Source organism: Enterovirga sp. (assembly GCF_035325185.1).
Taxonomy (GTDB): Bacteria; Pseudomonadota; Alphaproteobacteria; order Rhizobiales; family Beijerinckiaceae; genus Enterovirga.
This window is the reverse complement of the sequence record NZ_DAOLAJ010000050.1, coordinates 1-21,352: the sequence shown is the minus strand read 5'-3', so window position 1 is coordinate 21,352 and position 21,352 is coordinate 1. Positions and strand designations below refer to the sequence as shown.

The 21,352-nt window shown below is 67.1% G+C and carries 16 protein-coding genes; 4 read left to right on the top strand and 12 right to left on the bottom strand.

All coding sequences use genetic code 11. The features are described 5' to 3' along the window. Nucleotides 1-1,406 precede the first annotated feature (1,406 nt). Complete coding sequence (locus PKD06_RS11490) at nucleotides 1,407-2,165, top strand: methyltransferase domain-containing protein (RefSeq protein WP_324380316.1); 759 nt, start codon at nucleotides 1,407-1,409, stop codon at nucleotides 2,163-2,165. A gap of 133 nt (nucleotides 2,166-2,298) precedes the next feature. Then, nucleotides 2,299-3,714 (top strand): phospholipase D-like domain-containing protein, encoded by a 1,416-nt coding sequence (locus PKD06_RS11485; protein WP_324380315.1) that lies wholly within the window; start codon nucleotides 2,299-2,301, stop codon nucleotides 3,712-3,714. Nucleotides 3,715-3,783: 69 nt separating this feature from the next. Here the strand turns inward: PKD06_RS11485 and PKD06_RS11480 are convergent, their stop codons facing one another. From PKD06_RS11480 to PKD06_RS11440, 9 genes are all read right to left on the bottom strand, one after another. Beyond that, entirely contained in the window at nucleotides 3,784-5,394 is a 1,611-nt protein-coding gene (locus tag PKD06_RS11480) for a GMC family oxidoreductase N-terminal domain-containing protein (RefSeq protein WP_324380314.1), read from the bottom strand. 102 nt (nucleotides 5,395-5,496) lie between these two features. Next, a complete protein-coding gene (fabG, locus tag PKD06_RS11475; RefSeq protein ID WP_324380313.1) occupies nucleotides 5,497-6,303 on the bottom strand; it encodes a 3-oxoacyl-ACP reductase FabG in 807 nt (268 codons plus the stop codon). A gap of 49 nt (nucleotides 6,304-6,352) precedes the next feature. Then, complete coding sequence (locus PKD06_RS11470) at nucleotides 6,353-7,057, bottom strand: ABC transporter ATP-binding protein (RefSeq protein WP_324380312.1); 705 nt, start codon at nucleotides 7,055-7,057, stop codon at nucleotides 6,353-6,355. Next, the gene (locus PKD06_RS11465; protein ID WP_324380311.1) at nucleotides 7,044-8,867 is read right to left on the bottom strand and encodes a branched-chain amino acid ABC transporter ATP-binding protein/permease; all 1,824 of its coding nucleotides are present in this window, start codon (nucleotides 8,865-8,867) and stop codon (nucleotides 7,044-7,046) included. Before PKD06_RS11465 ends, PKD06_RS11470 begins: the two co-directional genes overlap by 14 nt. Before the next feature lie 11 nt (nucleotides 8,868-8,878). After that, entirely contained in the window at nucleotides 8,879-9,766 is an 888-nt protein-coding gene (locus PKD06_RS11460; RefSeq protein ID WP_324380322.1) for a branched-chain amino acid ABC transporter permease, read from the bottom strand. A gap of 62 nt (nucleotides 9,767-9,828) precedes the next feature. Continuing rightward, nucleotides 9,829-11,034 carry an ABC transporter substrate-binding protein gene (locus PKD06_RS11455; protein ID WP_324380310.1) on the bottom strand — a complete coding sequence of 402 codons (1,206 nt, stop codon included), beginning with the start codon at nucleotides 11,032-11,034 and terminating at the stop codon, nucleotides 9,829-9,831. A gap of 43 nt (nucleotides 11,035-11,077) precedes the next feature. Then, a complete protein-coding gene (locus PKD06_RS11450; RefSeq protein ID WP_324380309.1) occupies nucleotides 11,078-12,820 on the bottom strand; it encodes an acetolactate synthase catalytic subunit in 1,743 nt (580 codons plus the stop codon). 22 nt (nucleotides 12,821-12,842) lie between these two features. After that, nucleotides 12,843-13,844: an NAD(P)H-quinone oxidoreductase gene (locus PKD06_RS11445; protein WP_324380308.1), complete on the bottom strand. Its 1,002-nt coding sequence runs from the start codon at nucleotides 13,842-13,844 to the stop codon at nucleotides 12,843-12,845. Next, complete coding sequence (locus PKD06_RS11440; protein WP_324380307.1) at nucleotides 13,841-14,887, bottom strand: alcohol dehydrogenase catalytic domain-containing protein; 1,047 nt, start codon at nucleotides 14,885-14,887, stop codon at nucleotides 13,841-13,843. The genes PKD06_RS11445 and PKD06_RS11440 overlap by 4 nt, the downstream gene beginning before the upstream one ends. 129 nt (nucleotides 14,888-15,016) lie before the next feature. Here PKD06_RS11440 and PKD06_RS11435 point away from each other — a divergent pair, with 129 nt between their 5' ends. After that, a complete protein-coding gene (locus PKD06_RS11435) occupies nucleotides 15,017-15,718 on the top strand; it encodes a GntR family transcriptional regulator (protein WP_324380321.1) in 702 nt (233 codons plus the stop codon). 26 nt (nucleotides 15,719-15,744) lie between these two features. On the opposite strand, the gene PKD06_RS11430 is transcribed toward PKD06_RS11435, so the two are convergent. Genes PKD06_RS11430 through PKD06_RS11420 form a run of 3 tightly spaced genes read right to left on the bottom strand, consistent with a single transcriptional unit; the run spans nucleotide 15,745 to nucleotide 18,825 of the window. Then, nucleotides 15,745-16,764 (bottom strand): ABC transporter substrate-binding protein, encoded by a 1,020-nt coding sequence (locus PKD06_RS11430; RefSeq protein WP_324380306.1) that lies wholly within the window; start codon nucleotides 16,762-16,764, stop codon nucleotides 15,745-15,747. Continuing rightward, nucleotides 16,761-18,164 carry a sensor histidine kinase gene (locus PKD06_RS11425; RefSeq protein WP_324380305.1) on the bottom strand — a complete coding sequence of 468 codons (1,404 nt, stop codon included), beginning with the start codon at nucleotides 18,162-18,164 and terminating at the stop codon, nucleotides 16,761-16,763. The genes PKD06_RS11430 and PKD06_RS11425 overlap by 4 nt, the downstream gene beginning before the upstream one ends. Then, the gene (locus tag PKD06_RS11420; protein WP_324380304.1) at nucleotides 18,151-18,825 is read right to left on the bottom strand and encodes a response regulator transcription factor; all 675 of its coding nucleotides are present in this window, start codon (nucleotides 18,823-18,825) and stop codon (nucleotides 18,151-18,153) included. The genes PKD06_RS11425 and PKD06_RS11420 overlap by 14 nt, the downstream gene beginning before the upstream one ends. A 466-nt stretch (nucleotides 18,826-19,291) precedes the next feature. On the opposite strand from PKD06_RS11420, the gene acnA reads away from it, so the two are divergent. Continuing rightward, nucleotides 19,292-21,352 (top strand): aconitate hydratase AcnA (gene acnA, locus PKD06_RS11415; protein WP_324380303.1); only part of this gene is annotated, 2,061 nt, incomplete at its 3' end.

Below are 21,352 nucleotides of genomic sequence, written 5' to 3'. Positions count from 1 at the left end.
TGTTCGATGAGACGGATGTTACGGCTATTTTGGCGAGAGCGCAACTAGTTTGCGTTTCACGTCGCGCCCCGTCCAGGCCGGCATAGCCCCGCGCCGCCGGCTTCACATCGGGCATTCGCCATTGCGTTATAAGAACCGTCGCAGTTCCCGTTGCGAGTATCCTCCGGTTAGCCTCAAATACTCCATCGTTGTTCTTACGTCAGAGTGCCTTAGGTACATCCTGAGCATGTCGAGAGGCATTCCTCTTTTTGTATGCAGATGCCGCGCGGCGGACCTACGCAGCGCCCTCAAGGTGGCGAGCGGTTCGGCTGTGAGTCCGAGGAACTCCCGCGCTTCCTCCCAACGGGCCCAAAGTTGCCAGTAAGACAGTGGGATCAAACGATCCTCCGCCGGCCAGCGGGTGAAGCAAAGCCGCGCCACCTCCGCAGCTTCGCGTGACAAGGGCAAGGTGACATTCCCCGAGTTAGTTGTCTTGGTGCCGGGAACGGTGAGAGCTGGATTGCCTCCGTCTAAGTTCATAAAGTGGCGACGGCGGAGGCGTAGGGTCTCTTCAACCCTTAATCCGGTTCGCGTAGTCCATAGGATGTGCAGAAGGAGAGGAAGCAGGCTCGGCTTCTCCTCGCTCACCCACGAAGTCAGCTTCGCTTCATCCTCGGGTCGAAGCCACCATTTCAATGTTTTGCGAGGCGGAACTGAGCATGAGCGGCGTATCTGGGTCCGCGGGTCGAGCCATGAGATAGGCGCACCCAAGAGACCAAGGCAACTCACCCGCTTGTTAATGGTGCCGGGTGAGAGTCCCGCTTCCCGCCATTTTTCAACGGCAGTCCGAATGAGGCTGGTGGTTGCTGCCTCAAAGGGCATGCTGTCAGGGGCATAGCCGCCTAAAGAAGCCAACGTCTCGATAGCATGAGCGGTTTGACAGACGTTCGTGTCGAGCCCGCGCCTCCCCCGCCAACGGGTGCCTGCGGTTTCCGCTAGGGCCTCCGCGAGAGAGCCCTTCGGAAAGCTGAGCCTAGCCAGGGCATCGTAGTTAGGCGGCAGCCGGGCCGGGAACCGCTGGGGGGTGACGGGGGGGAAACTCTGGTCCGTTGGTACGTGGGATGTGTCTCGCATGTGTGACCCCCTGGGTAATCGGGCACTCGGCCCGCTGAAAGATTGACGGCCAGGGCAGCCATGTCATACAAAACGGCCCGGACCAGCGGCCGTAAGACATTGAATTTGCGAGAAGTTCGGGGCTAGTCTTGCGTTTCCCCTTGGGAGCGCCAAAGCTCTTCCCGAACGGTCCCCAGCTATCTGACCAGGCGTCGCCTTCCGCTATTTGACCGCTCGAAGGCACGTCGCGATAACCTCGCCTCGGCGGCACGCGCTGCGCTCCGGTCTCAAGCGGATGGAAGGCGAATGAGGTGATGAGCAATCCAAGGCGTGACGTCAGATTCAAACTGCATCGGAATCATTTTTCAGAGCACGTCGATTTCTCCCGAACGGTGGGGCTGGAGATCGGTGCATTCGACCTGCCGCTTGTCGAGCCGCACGAGGGCGTCTGTTTTTTCGCAGACTACAATGATGCCACTTACCTGAGGCGTGAAGCGACGAGAATACCAGGGCACAATCCCGACTTTGTCGTCGAGATTCAGTATGACCTGAAACAAGGATATGACAACATCCCGCAGCATGATTGGGTGAGCGGCTCGCATGTCATCGAGCACGTTCCAGACCTGCTCGGATGGTTCCAGAGCTTGCGGAGCGTCCTGAAGGATGGCGGGAGGTGCCTGCTCGTCGTACCTGACAAGCGATATATCTTCGATGTCCATAGAACGGTCAGTTCGCTTGCCGACGTGATGGATGCTCATGAGGCGAGACGCGTTCGGCCTTCTTTTCGAAACGTTCTCGACCATCACTTGAACGCGGTCCCTTATTCGGCGTCCGATGGGTGGGCAGGAGTGCCTCCGCCATCACGGCCGCGCAATTTCCAGGGCGCTCTTGCCCTGGCGCGACGAGCGGAGAATGAATACGTCGACGCCCATTGCTGGGTCTTCACCCCGGAAAGCTTTCAGGTGCTCGTGGAGGAGTTGAGTTTCAATAAGCTTTTGCCTTTCTCGCTCCTCGATCTCAGGCCGACGGCGCCCGGGATGATTGATTTCTCGGCGGTGCTTGCCGCGCAATGATCCACGCGACGGATCCTCGGGACGGCTGCCCGGCGGCTGGCGGCGGAGCCGGACGGCTTCATCTTGAGGCTCCGCCGCTCGCCGCGTAGGATTCGCACGAAGGGCCTCGGGGCGAGGCCCTGCGCGGTTCGGCATGGCGGTCTTCCTCACGCTTCTTCACATCGTCCTGCTCTGCCTGGTCAGCCTGCGGATCCTGGCGCGCCCTCAACTGGACGCCCATGCGCGCACCGCCTGGATCCTCGTGCTGCTGATGCTGCCGGTTTTCGGGGTCGTTCTCTACCTCCTGGTCGGCGAGATCCATTTCGCCGGGCCGGACCGCGAGCGCACGGATGCGGCGGTTGCCGCCACGGGCCCGGCCGTGCGAGCCAGCGGCGCGGCGCCGGACTTGCCGCTTTGGGGACCGGCCAGCGGCTTTGCCACCTCGATCAACGGTTTCGGCGTCACGACGGGCAACCGGGCCGAACTGCTCGACAGCCCGGACGGCGCACGGCGGCGCATGGTCGAGGACATGGACGGCGCGACGCAGACGATCAACGTGCTCTATTACATCTGGCTCGACGACCGGACCGGATGCGATATCGCCGCCGCCCTGATCCGCGCGGCCGGGCGCGGCGTGCGCTGCCGAGCCGTCGTGGATGCCCTCGGCTCCCGCGCCTTCATCGCGTCCGGGACGTGGAAGCGGCTCGCGGAGGCGGGCGTGGAGACCGCCGTCGCGCTGCCGATCGGCAATCCGCTCAAGACCATGCTCTACCGGCGGCTCGATTTGCGCAATCACCGCAAGATCACCGTGATCGACGGCGAAATCTGTCATTGCGGAAGCCAGAATTGCGCCGACGCCGCCTTCCTGCCCAAGGCGAAATTCGCGCCGTGGGTCGATGTCATGGTCCGGTTCGAGGGGCCCGTGGCGCACCAGATGAACCTCCTTTTCGCGCAGAGCTGGCTGGCGGAGCGTCGCGAGGACCTGTCGGATCTGGTGCGCGCGGTCCCACCTTTCGACGACGGCTTTCCGGCGCAGGTCGTCGGGACCGGCCCCCACATCCACCGCAACGTCACCGCGCAACTTTTCTCGCGCATCATCGTGGCCGCCCGGCGCGAGCTGATCGTGACTACGCCTTATTTCGTTCCGGGCGAGGTGGTCTGCGCGGCCATTCTGGGGGCTGCCCTCGCCGGCGCGAAAGTGACGCTGATCCTGCCGCGACGCAACGATTCCCGCTTCGTCGCGCATGCGAGCCGCTCCTATTATCCGCAATTGGTCGATGCGGGCGTGACGATCGCCGAATATAACGGCGGCCTTCTGCACTCCAAGATCGTGACGGTCGACGGCGAGACGAGCTTCATCGGCTCGTCCAATATGGATATCCGCAGTTTCGACCTGAATTTCGAAAACGACATCCTGCTTTGCGATGCAAGGCTCACCGCTGATATTCGCGCGCGCCAGATGGAGTATCTGGCGAAATCCACTCTGGTCGACCCTCGCGACGTCAGAGCCTGGCCGACCGGCCGGCGCATCTGGTACAACGCCTTTGCGACGATGGGGCCTTTGCTGTAGGTCGCTTCCTCATCCTTTCCGTTGCGAGCATGGCGCGGTTCCGCGAGCCGTTCTCGCCCGAAACCGGCATTATTTTGCCGCGGCCAGGATCATGTCCGCGGCCTTCTCCGCGATCATGAAGACCGCCGCTTGCGTATTGCCGGAGACGATGGTCGGCATGATCGAGGCGTCGGCGATCCGCAGGCCCTCGAGGCCGTGGACGCGCAATTCGGAATCCGTGACGGCGAGGCGATCCTGTCCCATGCGGCAGGTGCCGCTGATGTGATAGATGGTCTGGCCGTCGCGGCGGGCGAAGGCGAGCCAATCGGCGTCGGTGCGGCAATCGGGTCCCGGCGCCATCTCGAATTGACGATAGGGATCCATCGCCGGCTGCTCCACGATGCGGCGGGCGAGCTTCATGCCTTCCACCATGGCGAGCCGATCCTCTTCCACCGCCAGGAAGTTGGGGCGGATCGAGGGGGGGCGCATCGGGTCCGGCGAGGCGGCGTGGATGGTGCCGCGCGATTGCGGGCGCAATTGGGTGACGCCGATCGTCATGCCGGGCAGGTGGTCGAGCTTGCGCTCGGCCGCATTGGCGTAGCTCGCATGCATGAAGAAGTATTGCACGTCGGGCCCCGCGAGGTCCGGCCGCGTGCGCACGAAGCCGAAGGCCAAGCCGGTGCCGAGCGTCAAGATTCCGCGCCGCGACATGAAATATTGCAGCACGGAGAGGCCGAGCTTCGCGCCGCGCGTCTGCTCGTTGAGCGTGACGGGCTGCTTGACCCGCCAGTTCATGCGCGTGCAGAAATGGTCGATATAGTTGGCGCCGACCCCTGGCAGCGCGACCTGGACGGGAATGCCGAGAGCCTCGAGGATCGCGGGATCGCCCACCCCTGAAAGCTCCAGGAGCTGAGGCGTCTGGGCTGCGCCCGCCGCCAGGATCACCTCGGCGCGTGCCGAGAAGCGGAGGGTTCGCCCGCCCAGGGCGGCCGAGACACCGACGGCGCGGCCCTCCCGGAAGATCACCTCCAGCACATGCGCGCCCGTGCGCACGGCGAGGTTCGGGCGGTTGCGGGCGGGCTTCAGATAGGCATCCGCCGCGCTGACGCGCCGGCCGTTTCGCTGGTTGACCTGATAATAGCCGAAGCCGTCCTGGTTCTTCCCGTTATAGTCGGGATTGCGCGGGAAGCCGGCCTGCTCGCCTGCCGCGATGAAGGCTTCGGCAATGGCGGGGCGTACCCCCACCTCGACGAGAGGGAGGGGGCCGCCGCGAGCCCGCAGGTTTCCTTCGGTGCCCTCGTAATCTTCCAGCCGCTTGAAATAGGGCAGGACGTCGTCGAAGCTCCAGCCCCGGCAGCCGCGCTGCGCCCAGCCGTCGTAATCCTGTGGCTGGCCCCGCACGTAGATCATGCCGTTGATCAGGGTCGAGCCGCCGAGCCCTTTTCCGCGCGGCACCGAGATGACGCGGCCGCCGGTGGCCTCCTCGGGCTCGGTCTGGAAACGCCAGTTATAGGTGGGATTGGTGAGGAGCTTGCTGAAGCCGGCCGGGATCCCGACCCAGGGGCTGCGGGCCTCCTGGCCCGCCTCCAGAAGGAGGACCTTGTATCGCCCCGATGCGGTGAGCCGGTTGGCGAGAACGCAGCCAGCGGTGCCGCCGCCGACGATGACGTAGTCGAAGGTTTCGCTGGGAATGTCGGTCATGGCGGCGCAATCCGGGATCACTGCGAGGCGGGCCGCGAGGCGGGCCGCGCCGAATGCGCGCTCGCCCGCCGGTCGCGGCCTTCGGAACGGCGGCTCCTCGCCTCAGGTCATGTAGAGTCCGCCGGCCACGTCCACGGTCTGGCCGGTGACGAAGCTCGCCTCGGGCGAGGTCAGATAGAGTGCAACATCGGCCACCTCGTCCGGCTCGCCGAGGCGGCTGAGGGGAGTGAGGCGCACCTGCTCGTCGTTCACGGCGCCGGCCACGCCCCTCACCATCGGCGTGTCGATGCGGCCCGGCGCCAGCGCATTGACCCGGATGCCGAAGGGGCCGAGTTCCGCCGCGAGGTGCTTGGTCAGGCCGATCAGGGCCGCCTTGGTCGCCGCATAGTGGCAGGCGACGACCGGGGAATAGGTCTTGCCCGCGACCGAGGACATGTTGACGATCCAGCCGCGCCCGGCCTCGCGCATGGAGGGGGTCAGCGCGCGGATGGTGTTGAAGGGGCCGGAGAGATTGACCGCGACGACCCGGTTCCATTCGGCCGGGTCCATCTCCCAGACCTTGTGCGCGGCGCCGTCGTGCTTCGGCGAGATGCCGGCATTGTTGACGACGGTGTCGAAGGGGCCGCCCATGGCGCGGGCGGCCTCCGCCAGCCCCCGTTCCACGGCCGCGTAGTCGGCGACGTCGAGAGCCAGCGCCACGGCCTCGCCGCCCGCTCGCCCGATGGCCGCCACGGTCGCCTCGACATCCGCCGGGGTCACGTCGGCGACGCCGACGATCGCCCCGCGGCGGGCGAATCCGAAGGCGATCTCCTGCCCGATGCCGCGGCCGGCCCCGGTGACCAGCACCCGCCGGCCGCGATGGCTCGGCCGCGCCGCCATGTCGGGAGGATTGACTTCACGTGTTGCCATCGGCGCTGTCCTGGGATCGCTCTGTTCTGCCGCGTCGCGGGGTGGAGGTTCAGATGCCGAGATAGGCTTGGCGGACGTGGTCGTTCTTCAGCAACGCCTCGGCATCGTCCGCCAGGACGATCTCGCCGTTCTCAAGCACGTAGCCGCGATCGGCGGCCTTCAGGGTGTGGAAGACGTTCTGCTCGACGATGAGCACGGTCGCGCCCGTCTTCACGATGGCGTCGACCACCTCGAAGACCTGCGCGACGACGATGGGAGCGAGGCCGAGCGAGGGCTCGTCGAACATGAGCAGCTTCGGCCGCGCCATCATTCCTCGCGCGATGGCGACCATCTGCTGCTCGCCGCCCGACAGGGAGGCGGCGTTCTGGTCGAGCCGCTCGCGCACGCGCGGGAAGAGGGTCAGCACCTCCTCCAGCGTGTCGGCCTGCCTGCCGCGGGCCGCGCTGCGATAGGCGCCCATCAGCAGGTTCTCGCGCACCGTCATCTCGGGAAAGAGCTGGCGCCCCTCGGGAATCAGCGTGATGCCGAGATCGACCGTCCGATGGGCGGGGAGGCGGGTGATGTCCTGGCCCTCGAAGAAGATGCGGCCCTTGGTCGGCCGGATCAGCCCCGCGATGGTGCGCAGGGTGGTGGTCTTGCCGGCGCCGTTGGCGCCGACGATCGTCACCACCTCTCCCGCCGCCACCTCGAGGGAGACCTCGTGCAGGATCGTGGTCGCGCCGTATCCGGCATCGACGGCCTCAAGCTTGAGCATCGACGAACTCCTTGCCGAGATACGCCTCGATGACGATGGGATCGCGCACCACCTCCTGCGGCTTGCCTTGCGCGATGATCTGCCCGGAGGAGAGGACGACCACCCGGTCCGAGAGCGACATGACCGCCTGCATGACATGCTCGATGGCGATGATGCTGACGCCGCTGTCGCGGATGGAGAGCATCAGGTCGATGGCGCGGCGCACGTCGGTCTGGTTGATGCCGGCCATCACCTCGTCGAGCAGGAGCACGCGCGGCTGCATGGCCATGACGCGCGCCACTTCCAGCCGCTTCAGGCCGCCGATGGTCAGGCTGCGCGCCTCCGCGTCGAGCCAGGGGCCGAGCCCCATGCGGTGGGCGGTCTCCCGCGCGACCTCCCGCGCCTGCTCCACGTCGCCGAAGCGGTGGAAGGCGCCCACCATGATGTTCTCCTCGACCGTCATGGCCGCGAAGGGCTGGACGATCTGGAAGGTGCGCCCGACCCCGATCGCCGCGAAATCCGCCGGCGTCGCCGGCTTGTGCCAATTGCCGTCGGCGCCGCGCACCGAGACCGAGCCCCCGTCCGGGGCCAGGAAGCCCGAGACCATGTTGAACACGGTGGTCTTTCCAGCGCCGTTGGGTCCGATCAATCCCAGGATCTCGCCCTCGCGCAGCGTGAAGCTGACGTCGTTGGTGACGTGCAGGCCGCCGAAATGCTTGTCGAGCTTCTCGACCCTGACGATCTCGTCGCCGAGCGGCGGCCGCTCCGCCGGGGCGGCCGCGGTCGCCGCGACGGCATCCGCCTGGGCGCGCCTCGCGCCGGTATCGGCTCCCTTGAAGCGGGAGAGGAGGCCCATCAGACCGTTCGGCATGAACAGGACGACGAGGATCAGCACCGCTCCGTAGACGAAGCCGTGAAGCCCGAGCGCATGGGCGCCGAGCCAGCCGCGCGCCGCCTCCGAGATCGGCACGAGGAACACCGCGCCGAGCAGCGGGCCGAACACGCTGCCGAGACCGCCGATGAGGGCGAACATCGCGATCTGGATCGAGAGCGGCAGCGAGAACATCGCCGCCGGCTCGATGAAGGTGAGATACATGGCGTGGAAGGTGCCGATCATCGCCGTGAGCGCGGCCGAGACCGCGACCGCGACGAGGCGCACCTTCACCGTGCTGACGCCGGCCGCGCGGGCCGCCGATTCCCGCTCGCGCGTCGCGACGAGCTGGAAGCCGATGCGGTGCGAGCGGATCCACCAGGCGACCGCGAGGCACACGAGCATCATGCCGAAGGCGATGACGAGCGGCGGCAGGCGCTCGCGGAACACCATCCATTCCCAGCCGAATTTCAGCGGGATCATCAGGCCCGTGGCGCCTCCCGTCAGCTCGCGGAAATGCAGCGCCAGCACGCGGAACACCTCGAGAAAGGCGATGGTGGCGAGGGCGAAGAAGGGGCCGCGCAGCCGGAAGCAGGGATAGCTGATGGCGACGGCGACCAGGACGGCGACGGCCGCGCCGGCGAACATGCCGAGCCAGGGGCTGATGCCCATGTTCATCAGGATGATGCCGACATAGCCGCCGAGCCCGTAGAAGATGGCATGGCCGAGCGAGAGCTGCCCGGCGAATCCGCCCACGATGTTCCAGGCGGTCGACAACCCCGCGAAAATGAAGAGCGTGACGAAGATGGGATAGACGAAGTCGTCGCCGACCAGCACCGGGACGGCGAACAAGGCCGCCAGGAAGGCGGCGAGCGCCCCGAGCTGCGGCAGGGTGAGCCCGCCGAAGCGGCCCGGCGCGGCGGGGGGGGGGGGGGCGGCGGCCATGGCGATCTTGCTCATGCTGGCATTGCTCATGGCGACACGTGCGACAGGTTCAGCTGCTTGCCGAACAGGCCCGCCGGTCTCAGGATCAGGATGAGGAGGAACATGCCGAACACCGCGACTTCGCGCATGTCGGAGCCGATATAGAAGCCGGCGAAGCTGTCGACGAGGCCGATGACGAGCGAGCCGACGAAGGCGCCCGGGATCGAGCCCAGTCCGCCGAGGACGACGACGACGAAGGCCGTCAGCACGAAATAGGTGCCGATGGTCGGCGAGGTCGGATAGAGCGGCGCGATCAGCACCGCCGCGACGCCGACGCAGGCCGCGCCGATGCCGAAGGTCAGGATGTAGATGCGGTCGACATTGATGCCCATGAGCTGGGCCGCCGCCCGGTTCTGTGCGACCGCGCGGATGGCCCGCCCCGTCGCCGTGCGCTGCAAGAATGCTTCCAGCCCGAGGACCAGGAGGATGGAGGCGACGAAGATCGCGATCTGGCCGCTCAGCACGCGGACGGGGCCGATCTCGACGGGCGTCCTGAGGCCGCTCGCCGGCGTATTGGCGATGTCGGCGCCGAAGACCAGGAGGGCGAGGTTCATCAGCGCGGTGGACAGGCCGACCGTCGCGAAGATCTGGATATGGTCGTCGCGCGCGCTCATCAGCGGCTGGATGATGACGCGCTGGGTCAGGGCGCCGATCAGGAACAGCGCAGGGACGACGACGATCACCGCGACGAAGGGATGGAGCCCGAGCCAGCGCGTGACCAGGAAGGTCAGGTACATCCCGACCATCAGGAACTCGCCATGGGCGAAGTTGACGACCTTGACGATGCCGAAGATCAGCGTCAGCCCGACGGAGACGATGGCGAAGAGGCCGCCGAGCATCAAGCCGTTGGCCAGCAATTGCAGGACCGTATCCATCATCCTCCCCCGAAGCGGAAGCCGGGAGAGGCGGACCTGCCGCCCCCGGCCGTGGCTTTTGATTACTTGCTGAGCCGCATCGGCGACACGGCGGCGTCGTCGGGATAGACGGTGACGAGCTTGCCGTCCTGCCATTGCAGGCCCATCATCTTGGCGCGCTCGTTCTGGTTGTTCTTGCCGAACTTGACGCCGTAGCCGGCCGCCGTCACCCCCTCGCCGACGTCGATCGCATTGACCGCGGCGAGGATGGCGTCCGGCGTGAAGCCCTTGCCCTTGTTCAGGGCCTGGAGGATGACCTTGGCGCCGACATAGTTGTTGAGCGAGTGGCCGGAGCGGGGGCTCTCGCCGAACTTCTTCTTGTAGTCCTCGACGAACTTCTCGATGCCCGGCGTGTATTTCGTATTGACGAGGAACTGCGTGAAGTCCGCATCGAGGACGCCGTCGATCACCTTGTGGCCCACGGCGTCCGCGGTCGGCTGCATGGAATAGCCGCCGCCGCCGCCGATGATCGCGGCGGGCTTGTAATTGGCCTCGTTGGCCTGCTGGAGGAAGAGGACGGAGTCGTTCTGGTAGGAGGTCTGCAGGACGACGTCGACGCCGCGCTGCTTGAGGTCGAGAACCAGGGACGACATGTCGACCGTCGCGGCGGGATAGCCTTGCGACACCACGACGTTGAGGCCCGCTTCGGCGGCGTATTTCTTCTGGTGCCCGGCGACGGAGGTGCCGTAGCTGGAATCCTCGTAGATGATGCCGATCTTCAGGTCCTTCGGATTCTTGCCGAGGCCGGGCGCCACCTTGTTGACGATCATCTGGACGATCAGCTTGCCCATGTCCTCGGCCGTCGGATTGGTCCGGTACAGGAACTTCAATCCGCGGCCCGTGACCTCGTCGGCCACCGCGCCCAGCTCGAAATAGGGGATGCCGGACAATTCCGCGACCTGGCTCGCGGCGATGGAGCGGGCGGAGGAATAGGACCCGAAAATGGCCGCGACCTTCTCACGGGAGATCAGCCGGCGCGCCTCGCCGATCGCCTGGTTGTTGTCCACTGCGTCGCCGCGCACCAGCACGACCTTCTCGCCCTGGACCCCGCCGGCCGCGTTGATCTCGTCGACGGCGATCTCCACGCCCCGCGCGCTTTCCTCGCCGAGCAGCGCGAGCTGGCCGCTGAAGGGGAAGAGAGCGCCGAACTTGACCTCGGCGCGGGCAGCCGTGGCGCTCAGCAAAATGGCGGCGGCAGTTGCCGCCTTCAGGAACAGTGATGGTTTCATTCTTTTTCCTCCCGAGATGATTTGGTGATGCAGGATACGAGGCTCAGTAATTCAGGGCGTCCTTGCCCTGGAAGGAGGTGACGGGCGGATGGGCGCGCTCGTCGGTCATCACGTCGATGACGGTGACCTCGCCGCTGCCGAGCGCCTCCTTCAGGGCCGGCAGGAAATCGGCCGGCTTCTCGATGCGGATTCCGCGGCAGCCGCAGGCCCGCGCGATGGCCGCATGGTCCACCGCCTCGAAGTGGCAGACATCCGTGAAGTCGCCGAAGAGGGTCAGCTCGGCATGTTTCTGATAGCCGAGGATCTGATTGTTCAGGACCACGAGGACGATCGGAAGCTTCATGCGGCGGGCGGTTTCGAGTTCCGACCACACGTGGCCGAAGCCGCCGTCGCCGGTGACCGCGATGACGGGGGCGTCGGGGCGCGCGGTCTTCGCGCCGAGCGCGAAGGGCAGGCCCCAGCCGAGCCCGGCGAGGCCGCGCGGCGTCAGGAAGCGCTGTCCCGCCTTCCGGGCCGTGAGGAAATTGGCGATCCAGATCGAGGAATAGCTCGCATCGGCGACGACGATGGCCTCCGGCGTGAGCACGGTGTCGATATCGGCCATGAGCCGCTCCGGGCGCACCGGCGTCGCGTCGAGATCGACGAGGCGCTTCATGTCCTCCGCGTGCTCGGCGCGGCCCCGCGCGATCCGGGCTTCGAGCCCCGGCCGCCGCGCCGCGAAGGAGGCGGCCCCGACGGCTTCGAGCGCCGCCGTGAGCGCGGCGAGCGTCAGCTTGGCGTCGCCCGCGAGGCGCAGGGCCTCGTAGTTGCGGCCGATCTCGTTGCCGTCGATATCGATGTGAATATAGCGGGCATGCGGCGGATAGAGCGACCAGCTATCCGTTCCGTTCTGGTTGGTGCGGTTGCCGACGAGCAGGACCACGTCGGCCCCGGTGACGAGATCGCGCAGATGCGAGGAGCGCCCGCCGGGCGCCATGAAATACCCGACGACCCCGACGGAAAGCGGGTTCGTCTCGTCCACGGCGCCCTTGCCCATGGTGGTCGTGGCCACGGGAATGCCTAGCGCCTGGAGGGCGGCGAGTTCGGCCGTGGCCTGGGAGACGTGCACGCCGCCGCCCGCGATGACGATCGGCGCCTTCGCCGAGGCGATCAGCTTCGCGGCTTCCGCGACGCGGTCCGGGTCGGCGGCCGTGCGGTCGAGCGGGAAGAACCCGAGACGGCTCGCGCGCTGGGGAGAATCCGGCTGGAAATCCGGCCGCTCGTCCAGCACGTCGAGCGGCACCAGCAGCACCGCGGGGCCGGGCCGGCCGCTGGCCGCCGCGGTGAAGGCCATGTCGACGTAATCGTCGATCCGCGCGGGATCGGCGACGCGGCGGACCCATTTGGCCACGCCGCCGAACAGCGCGAAATGGTCGAGTTCCTGGAAGGCGTTCTTGTCCGTGAACTTGCGGCCGACGTCCTGGACGATCGCGACGACCGGGATCGAGGCTTTCATCGCCTCGGCGAGACCGGGCACCAGGAGCGTCGCGGCAGGGCCGTTCTGCGCGGTGACGACGGCGACCTTGCCCGAGATGCGCGCATAGGCGTCGGCCATGGCCGCGCCCGCATTCTCCGTGCGGTAGCCGATCTGGCGGATGCCGTAATCGGGCGCGGCCAGGAAGAGGGCTGAAGGAATGCTCTGCCCGAAGATCTCCCGCACGCCGTGGCGCTTCAGGGCCGCCGCGACGAGATGCGCGCCGCTGATATTGCCGGCTGCGCGAGGCGGGGGCAGGGTGACTGCGTTCATGCCCATATGTCCTTCCCGGCGCTCAGGCGCCGTCCTGCATGACGAGAACGATTTTTCCCACATGGGCGCTGGCATCCATGCGGGCATGGGCCTCCGCGACGCGTGCGAGCGGAAAGACCGAATCGACGATGGGCCTTGCCTGGCCGGCGGCGAGAAGGGGCAGGACGTGCTCGGCCAGGGCCGCCGTGAGCGCCGCCTTCAGGGCGACGGGCCGCGCCCGCAAGGTGGAGCCCGTCAGCGTGAGCCGCTTCGTCAGCAGCGGCAGGAGGTCGAGGCTCAGCTTCGATCCGCGCTGGAAGGCGATCTGCGCGATGCGCCCGTCGACGGCGACGGCGTCGAGGTTGCGGGGAATGTAGTCGCCGCCGACCATGTCGAGGATGACGTCGGGGCCCTTGCCGCCGGTCGCGGCGCGGGCGGCGGCGACGAAATCCTCGGCGCGGTAGTCGATCGCGACATCGGCGCCGATGGCGAGGCTCGCCGCGCATTTCTCGGCCGAGCCCGCCGTGACCAGGACCCGTGCCCCGAGCGCCTTGGCGAGCAGGGTCGCCGTGGTGCCGATGCCCGAGGTGCCGCCATGGATGAGGACGGTCTCGCCCGCCTTCAGCCGCGCCCTCTCGAAGAGGTTCGACCAGACGGTATAGTACGTCTCGGGAAAGGCCCCGGCCTCGACGAACGACATCCCCTCCGGGACGGGCAGGGCCACGGTTTCGTCGATGACCGCCCATTCCGCATAGGCGCCGCCGGCGACCAGCGCCATCACCCGGTCGCCCGGCTTGAACCGGCTCGCGCCCGGGCCGAGGCTCTCGACGACGCCCGCAAGTTCGAGGCCGAGCACGTCGCTCGCTCCCGGCGGCGGCGGATAGTGGCCCTGCCGCTGCATCACGTCCGGCCGGTTGATGCCGGCGGCGTGCACCTTGACGAGGGCCTGTCCCGGTCCGGGCACGGGACGCTCGCGCTCGACGATCCGGAGCGCCTCCGGGCCGCCGGGAACAGGCGCGACGACGGCGCGCGTAATGGAGCTCATGGGGCTTCGCCTCCGGCCTGGGGAATGAGGAGCACCTTGACCGCCTGGCGGCTGCGCGCGAGTTCCATGGCCTCGACGGCGCGGCTGAGCGGCTCGCGGTGGGTGATGAGACGGGCGAGGACCTCCGCATGGGCGGCCAGCAAGGCAATGGCCTCGTCGAGGGCCCGCGCGGTGGTATCGTGCGCCGCGCGAAGCTGCTTCTTCTCCCGGACGAACCGCGTCAGGTCGAGATCGAGGCGGCCGGAATGAATCCCCGCCACCACCAGCACGCCGCCCGAGCGCAGCGCCTCGAGTCCGTCGCCGACCGACCGGGCGATGCCCGTCGCCTCGATGACGCGATCCGCCGGCCCGTCGAAAACGCGCCGGAGGGCATCCGGCAGGCTCTCCTCGGCGAGATCGACGCAATGCGGGATGCCGATCTCGCGCGCCTTGCCGAGGCGCGGCGCATCGTTCATTCCGCAGAGCAGGACCCGCGCCCCCCGCGTCGCGGCCACGAAGGCGATGCCAAGGCCGATGGGACCCGGCCCGAGCACTACGACCTTGTCCCCGGGCGCGATCTCGGCCACGTCCACGGCGTTGACGGCGACCGACAGCGGCTCCGTCAGCGCGGCGACGGCGAGGGGCAGGCCATCGGGAACCAGGCGGCAATTGGCGGCCGGCACGCGCACCGCATCCGCGAAGCCGCCATCGACATGCAGGCCGATGACGCGGCGGTTCCGGCAATGCTGGGGGGTGCGCGCGGCGCAGGCGGCGCAGCGGCCGCAGCCCACCGTCGGCCAGCAGGTCACGCGATCGCCGATCTCGAAATCCGAGACGCCGGGGCCGAGCGCCCGCACCGTGCCCGCGAATTCGTGGCCGATCGTGAGCGGCAGCGCGGCCGCCATGAATTCGTAGCCCGGCGTCCACTCATAGGCGTGGATGTCGCTGCCGCAGATTCCCGCAGCCGCGACCGCGACCAGCACCTCGCCCTCGCGCGGAAGCGGGTCGTCCGTCTCCACCAGCCCGGCGCCGAAGGCCGAGGCCACCTTGCGAAGCGCGATCACCGCTTCCTCCCGCCGTCAACTTGCGTTCTGCTTATCGGCGCCCCAATGGCCGGGGCAAGCTTCATGTTGATGCAATAAGTAATTTGTTATAACAAGATTGAGCAGGAAAGCTGCACGGTGTCAAGCCGCATGCTGGAACATGGCGAGGGAATCCCGGAGCCGGGCGATTGGGTGCAACCGATCGTCAAGGAGAACCTGAGCGAGCGCGCCTATGCCGATCTGAGGGCCGCCCTGATGCGAGGGCATCTGCGGCCGGGGGAGCGGCTGCGCCTGCGGCCCATGTCGAAGCGGTTCGGGATCAGTGCGACCCCCATGCGCGAGGCGCTGCTTCGTCTCGTCAGCGAGAAGGCATTGACGCTCGACGCCCGCAATTCCGTGGTGGTCCCGCGGCTGACGCTGGCGCAATTGCAGGAGATCCGCAGCATTCGCATGGATCTGGAGGCGCGCGCCGCCGCGGCCGCCGCGCTCGCCGCCTCGGAAGAGGAGATCGATGCTCTGGCCGCCATCCAGACGGAAATTTCCGAATGCCAGGCGGCCGGAAACTTTCAGAGGGCGGTGGACCTCAACACGGAGTTCCATCTCACCTTCTGCCGCATGGCGCGGCTTCCCGTCCTTTGCGACATCGTCGAGGGCCTGTGGGTCCGTTGCGGGCCCATCCTCTCGCATCTCTATGACGAGGGCCTGCCGGACTGGGAGCCCCATCCGCATATCCGCCTCATCGCCGCCCTGCGCGCGCGCGACCCGGAAGAGGCCCGCGACGCCTGCCGCGAGGATATCGAACGCGGCGGACGGGGGCTCCTGGTGCATGTGCGCGAGGCGAATGGGGAATGAGGGCCGCGGGCTCCGGGCCCGGATCGTCACCGCGCCGCGGCCTCCACGAGGCTTCGCCAGGCCTTGATGAAGCGGCTTCGCTTCACAGGATCGAGATAGACCAGCAGGGACGGGTTCAGCATGATCGGATGCGAAGCCGTCACGGCTTCCGGATGGTAGCGCGCCAAAGACTGCGACTGCCTTTGAACCTCCGGCGACAGCAGGAAATCGAGAAGGGCGCCGCTGAGGTCGGGACGCGCGGCGCCGCGGGGAATGAGGGCGACCCGGGACAGGATCAGCGTATAGTCGTCCGGCAGGACGATCTCGATCGGGGCGCCCGCCTGCTTTCGGGCGAAGGCATAGGATCCGAGGAGATTGTAGCCGATCAGCATGCGCGCCTTCCCGATCTCGTCGAGAATGTCCCCGGTGCAGCAGAAGAGCCGGACATGGGCGCGCCCGAGCGCCTGGGCCAATGTCGTGAAGGTCGTGGAATAGAGCGAATCCTGGCTGGCGAAGAGATAGCCGAGGCCGCTCTGCTCGATATCGTAGGTCGCGACCTTCCCGTCGAGCAGGGCCGTGTGCCTGGCGAGCATCTGGATCAGTTCGGCGCGCGATTGGGGAAGCGGGCCGAGCGCCGCGAGGCTCTGGTGAAAGACCATCACCGCCGGCTCGATCGAGATGCCGAAAGCCTGGCTCCGCCAGGAGGCCCAGGCCGGCAGCTCGACGCCGTCGGGCGGCCGGTGCTCGAGGGCGAAGCCGTCATTGACCAGCTTGATCTGGAGGTCGGCGGCGGAGCTGATCGCGAGGTCGGGAGGAGCCGTCCGGCCGGCCCTGATCCGCTCGTAGAGGCGCGCCGACTGCACGCTGTGATAGACGATCGAGACGGTCGGATTTCGCGCCAGAAAGGCTTCGAGGACCGGGCGAAGCTCGTCGAGATCCGTCGATCCCCATACGACGATCCGAGCCGAGGCGTCCGACGCGCCGATCCGGGTGACAGGGTCCTCGTCGGCCCGGACGGCGGCCGAGGCGAGGAGCAATCCCACCCATAGGAATCTCAGCCAGTTCACGGCACAGGTCCCCCCGGCGGTCCGCACAGGGGGAAGGTCATCTTCACCACCAGGCCGCCGCCGTCGCGCTCGCCGAAGGCCAATGTCGCATGATGGTGGCGCAGGACATTGGCGACGATCGAAAGGCCGAGCCCGCTGCCCGGCGTATCGCCGGACTGGGAGCCGCGCACGAAGCGCTCCGTGATGCCTTGCCGCTCTTGCGGGGGGATGCCCGGACCTCGATCCTCCACCGTCAGGACGGCCTTGTCGCCCTGGAAGTCGAGGCGCACCGTGATCGGCTGGCCGCGTCCGGCATATTTGAGCGCATTGTCCAGCAGGTTGCGGAACGCCTCGGTCAGCATCAGCGCATCGCTCAGGATGTAGGGGGAAGTGTCCAGCGTCTCGATGCGCAGCTCCACCTTCATGCCCGTCCGGTCGCAGAACTCGTCGACCGCGAGCTCGACCAGCTCGAGCAGGTCGGTGGGCACCAGCGAGGAGACCTCGAGCCGGTGGGCGACCATGGTATCGGCGAGAAGCTGGTCGGCGAGCCGGCTGACGACGACTGCGTTGCGGTGAATGGAGCGCAGCTGATCGCGGATGGAGCCGCGATCCGCCTCGTCCGCCGCCATCTCCACCTGGGCCCGCAGGTTCGAGAGGGGAGTGCGGATCTGGTGGGCGGAATCCGCGATGAAGTTCTGCATGCGCGAAAGCAGCGTCTTCAGCCGGCCGATGAGGGCGTTGAGCGCGGCGACGAGATGATGGATCTCCTGCGGGACGGGAATGTCGAGCCTTCTGAGATCGGCGGCGTCGTTGGCCGCGATGGCGCGCTCGATGGCGTCGAGGGGGCGCAGCGCGCTGGTGACGGCCAGCCAGACCAGGATCGTGGCGAGAAGCATGATGCCGGCGGCCGGCCCGAAGGACAGGCGCAGAAGCTCGGCGCTGAATTGCTGCTCGTCCTCGTTGGTCTCGGCGACGACGATGGTGACCCATCCCGATTGCGGGCCGCCCGAGATGAAGCGACCCACCGTGCAGATGCGCACGGGGGCGTCGAGGAAGACGCCGTCGCTGAAGAGGGGCGTCGACGAGGCGGCGAGCGGAAGATGGGCCGCCAGGTCGGGATAGCCGGTGATCAGGGACCCGTTCGGGGCGGTGACGCGGTAGAAGACACGGCCCGAGGTCCGGCTCGCGAGGATGGCGTGCGACGAATAGGGCAACTCCACCGTCGGCGCCCCGTCGTCGTACTGGACGGCGTCGGCGATCGACAGGGCGGACGCCGCCAGGAGATGGTCGAAGGACCGCTCCGCGGCGCGCTGGGCCTGCGCATGCAGATAGTAGAACAACCCCAGGCCGAGCACCAGAAAGGCCGGCATGAGCCGGCCCAGCAGGCGCGCGCGGATGGAGTAGGTTTCACTTCCGCTCATGGATCTCGGCGATGTAGCCTTCCCCCCAGATGGTCCTGATCTCGATGGCGGTGCCGGCCAGTTTCTTCCTCAGCCGGGACACGTAGAGTTCGACCACGTTCGGCGCCGCCGCCTCGTCGAAGGAAAAAAGATGATCGAGGATCGCATCCTTGGACAGGGTGCGGTCGAGATTGCCGAGAAACAGCTCGAGCAGGCGGAATTCCCGCTTGCCGATGGGGACGTGGTGGTTGTCGATCTCGACCCTGCGCCGCGTCAGGTCGAAGACGAGGTTGCCGATGGTCATGGCGCTGCTGGCCCGGCCTTGCGGCCGGCGCAGCAGGGCGCGGATCCGCGCCTCGATCTCGCTCAGGTCGAAGGGCTTCACGACATAGTCGTCGGCGCCGATGTCGAGCACCCGGATCTTCTCGTCGAGGCCGCCGCGGGCCGTCATGACGAGGACCGGCACGGTCGAGTTCCTCGCCCGCAGCCGCTCGAGAAAAACCTCGCCGTCCACCTTGGGCAGGATGAGATCGAGCAGGATCACGTCGTAGACGCCCTGCCGGGAGAACTGGTCGGCATGTTCTCCGTCCTTGGCCCAGTCGACCGCGTAGCCCGACCGGCGCAGGCGCGCGATCACGGCCGTCGCCTGGTCCGGGCTGTCCTCCACGAGCAAGATGCGCATTCGCCCTGACCGTCCTCTCCGTTGCCGGCCCGACGGAAGATCCGGTCCGCGGCAAGCTTTGCAGCCGATATGTTGGATGTCTCGCTGACAGGCTCTTGACAGCTTCGTACTTCATATTCGCTCCAACATACGATCGACGTGCGGTTACGCCAAGATCGGAGAAGATACGGGAGGAACCTGACCTGAATGCGCTGAGGCGCATCGCTTCGATATAGATGATCGGCGTGAATGCTCTCGCTTTCGAGGGCGTCTGTCGTCGGTTGATTGCTCAATTGCCGCTCCCGTCCCGGTCAATTCGCGCCTGCCGCCTTGCGAAGGTGCGCGTGTTGCAATGCCGGCGGCGTGTTCCCGGCGTGAGCGCAGAAGCGTCCATCAGGCCGTTTCGGAACCTCCCACGCGTCGCAGGCTGGCGGATCTCCGCCCGCATGCTGTTGCTCGATTATTGTACAAACCGGGGACTGCCATCATGTCGGCCAGCATCGACAGTTTCAACTGCAAGCGCGTCCTGAATGTCGGCGGCGCCGAATACGTCTATTTCAACCTGGTCGAGGCCGAGAAGAACGGCCTGGAGGGCGTCTCCAGGCTGCCGTTCTCGATGAAGGTCCTGCTCGAGAATCTTCTGCGGAACGAGGACGGGCGTTCGGTCACGAAGGACTCCATCAAGGCCCTCGCCGCCTGGCTGGACGACAAGGGCAAGGCCGGCGTCGAGATCGCCTATCGTCCCGCCCGCGTGCTGATGCAGGATTTCACCGGCGTGCCGGCGGTGGTCGACCTCGCCGCGATGCGCGACGGCGTCGTGGCGCTGGGCGGCGACCCGGAGAAGATCAACCCGCTGGTGCCGGTCGATCTCGTCATCGATCATTCGGTCATCGTGGACGAGTTCGGCACGCCGAAGGCTTTCGCCAGGAACGTCGAGCTGGAATACGAGCGCAACGCAGAGCGCTACAAGTTCCTCAAATGGGGCCAGCAAGCCTTCCGCAACTTCCGCGTGGTGCCGCCGGGCACGGGCATCTGCCACCAGGTCAATCTCGAATATCTCGGGCAGGTCGTCTGGACGAATAGCGAGGGCGGCGAGACCGTCGCCTATCCCGATACCTGCGTCGGCACGGATTCGCACACCACGATGATCAACGGGCTCGGCGTGCTCGGCTGGGGCGTCGGCGGCATCGAGGCGGAGGCCGCCATGCTCGGCCAGCCGGTCTCCATGCTGCTGCCCGAGGTGATCGGCTTCCGGCTGACCGGCAAGCTCAAGGAGGGCCTCACCGCGACCGACCTCGTGCTGACCGTCACCCAGATGCTGCGCAAGAAGGGCGTCGTCGGCAAGTTCGTCGAGTTCTACGGCCCCGGCCTCTCCAACATGACCTTGGCCGACCGCGCCACCATCGCCAATATGGGTCCCGAATACGGCGCGACCTGCGGCTTCTTCCCGGTCGACGGCGAGACCCTGCGCTATCTCACCATGTCCGGCCGCGCGGAGGACCGCATCGCCCTCGTCGAGGCCTACAGCAAGGCGCAGGGCATGTGGCGGCACGACGGCTCGGAAGACCCGGTCTTCACCGACACGCTCTCGCTCGACCTCGGCGAGGTCGTGCCCTCCATGGCCGGGCCGAAGCGCCCCGAGGGTCGCGTCGCCCTCCAGGACATCCCGGCCGGCTTCGCCCTGGCGATGGAGACCGAGTACAAGAAGGCGGCGGAAGCGCACAAGCGCTACGCGGTCGAGGGCACCGATCACGATCTCGGCCACGGCGACGTGGTGATCGCCGCCATCACCTCCTGCACCAACACCTCCAACCCCTCGGTCCTGATCGGCGCGGGGCTGCTCGCCCGCAACGCCAATCGCCGCGGGCTGAAGCAGAAGCCGTGGGTGAAGACCTCGCTGGCGCCGGGCTCGCAGGTCGTCGCCGAATATCTCGAGAAGTCGGGCCTCCAGCCGGAACTCGACAAGATCGGCTTCAACCTCGTCGGCTTCGGCTGCACCACCTGCATCGGCAATTCGGGGCCGCTGCCGGCGCCGATCTCGAAGACGATCAACGACAAGGGCCTGATCGCGGCCGCCGTGCTCTCGGGCAACCGCAATTTCGAGGGCCGCGTCTCGCCCGACGTGCAGGCCAACTACCTCGCCTCGCCGCCGCTCGTCGTGGCGCATGCGCTGGCCGGCACGGTCACCAGGGACCTGACCACGGAGCCGCTCGGCGAGGACCGGGACGGCAAGCCGGTCTATCTGCGCGAGATCTGGCCGACCTCGGCCGAAATCCAGGAATGCATCGAGAAGAACGTCACGCGCGAGCTGTTCGCCCGCAAATATGCCGACGTCTTCAAGGGCGACGAGAACTGGCAGGCGGTCAAGGCGCCGTCCGGCCAGACCTATGCCTGGGACGACGCTTCGACCTACGTGCAGAACCCGCCCTATTTCCACGGCATGAAGAAGACCTTCGGCAGCACGGGCGACATCAAGGGAGCCCGCATCCTCGGCCTGTTCGGCGACAAGATCACCACCGACCACATCTCGCCGGCCGGCTCGATCAAG

What these genes read in the sequence shown, in the direction of transcription:
- PKD06_RS11435 (WP_324380321.1), top strand. Translation starts at nt 15,017, where the DNA reads ATGCTGGAACATGGCGAGGGAATCCCGGAGCCGGGCGATTGGGTGCAA.
- PKD06_RS11420 (WP_324380304.1), bottom strand. Translation starts at nt 18,825, where the DNA reads ATGCGCATCTTGCTCGTGGAGGACAGCCCGGACCAGGCGACGGCCGTG.
- PKD06_RS11490 (WP_324380316.1), top strand. Translation starts at nt 1,407, where the DNA reads ATGAGCAATCCAAGGCGTGACGTCAGATTCAAACTGCATCGGAATCAT.
- PKD06_RS11455 (WP_324380310.1), bottom strand. Translation starts at nt 11,034, where the DNA reads ATGAAACCATCACTGTTCCTGAAGGCGGCAACTGCCGCCGCCATTTTG.
- PKD06_RS11480 (WP_324380314.1), bottom strand. Translation starts at nt 5,394, where the DNA reads ATGACCGACATTCCCAGCGAAACCTTCGACTACGTCATCGTCGGCGGC.
- PKD06_RS11460 (WP_324380322.1), bottom strand. Translation starts at nt 9,766, where the DNA reads ATGGATACGGTCCTGCAATTGCTGGCCAACGGCTTGATGCTCGGCGGC.
- PKD06_RS11450 (WP_324380309.1), bottom strand. Translation starts at nt 12,820, where the DNA reads ATGAACGCAGTCACCCTGCCCCCGCCTCGCGCAGCCGGCAATATCAGC.
- fabG (WP_324380313.1), bottom strand. Translation starts at nt 6,303, where the DNA reads ATGGCAACACGTGAAGTCAATCCTCCCGACATGGCGGCGCGGCCGAGC.
- PKD06_RS11465 (WP_324380311.1), bottom strand. Translation starts at nt 8,867, where the DNA reads ATGAGCAAGATCGCCATGGCCGCCGCCCCCCCCCCCCCCGCCGCGCCG.
- PKD06_RS11425 (WP_324380305.1), bottom strand. Translation starts at nt 18,164, where the DNA reads ATGAGCGGAAGTGAAACCTACTCCATCCGCGCGCGCCTGCTGGGCCGG.
- PKD06_RS11485 (WP_324380315.1), top strand. Translation starts at nt 2,299, where the DNA reads ATGGCGGTCTTCCTCACGCTTCTTCACATCGTCCTGCTCTGCCTGGTC.
- PKD06_RS11445 (WP_324380308.1), bottom strand. Translation starts at nt 13,844, where the DNA reads ATGAGCTCCATTACGCGCGCCGTCGTCGCGCCTGTTCCCGGCGGCCCG.
- PKD06_RS11470 (WP_324380312.1), bottom strand. Translation starts at nt 7,057, where the DNA reads ATGCTCAAGCTTGAGGCCGTCGATGCCGGATACGGCGCGACCACGATC.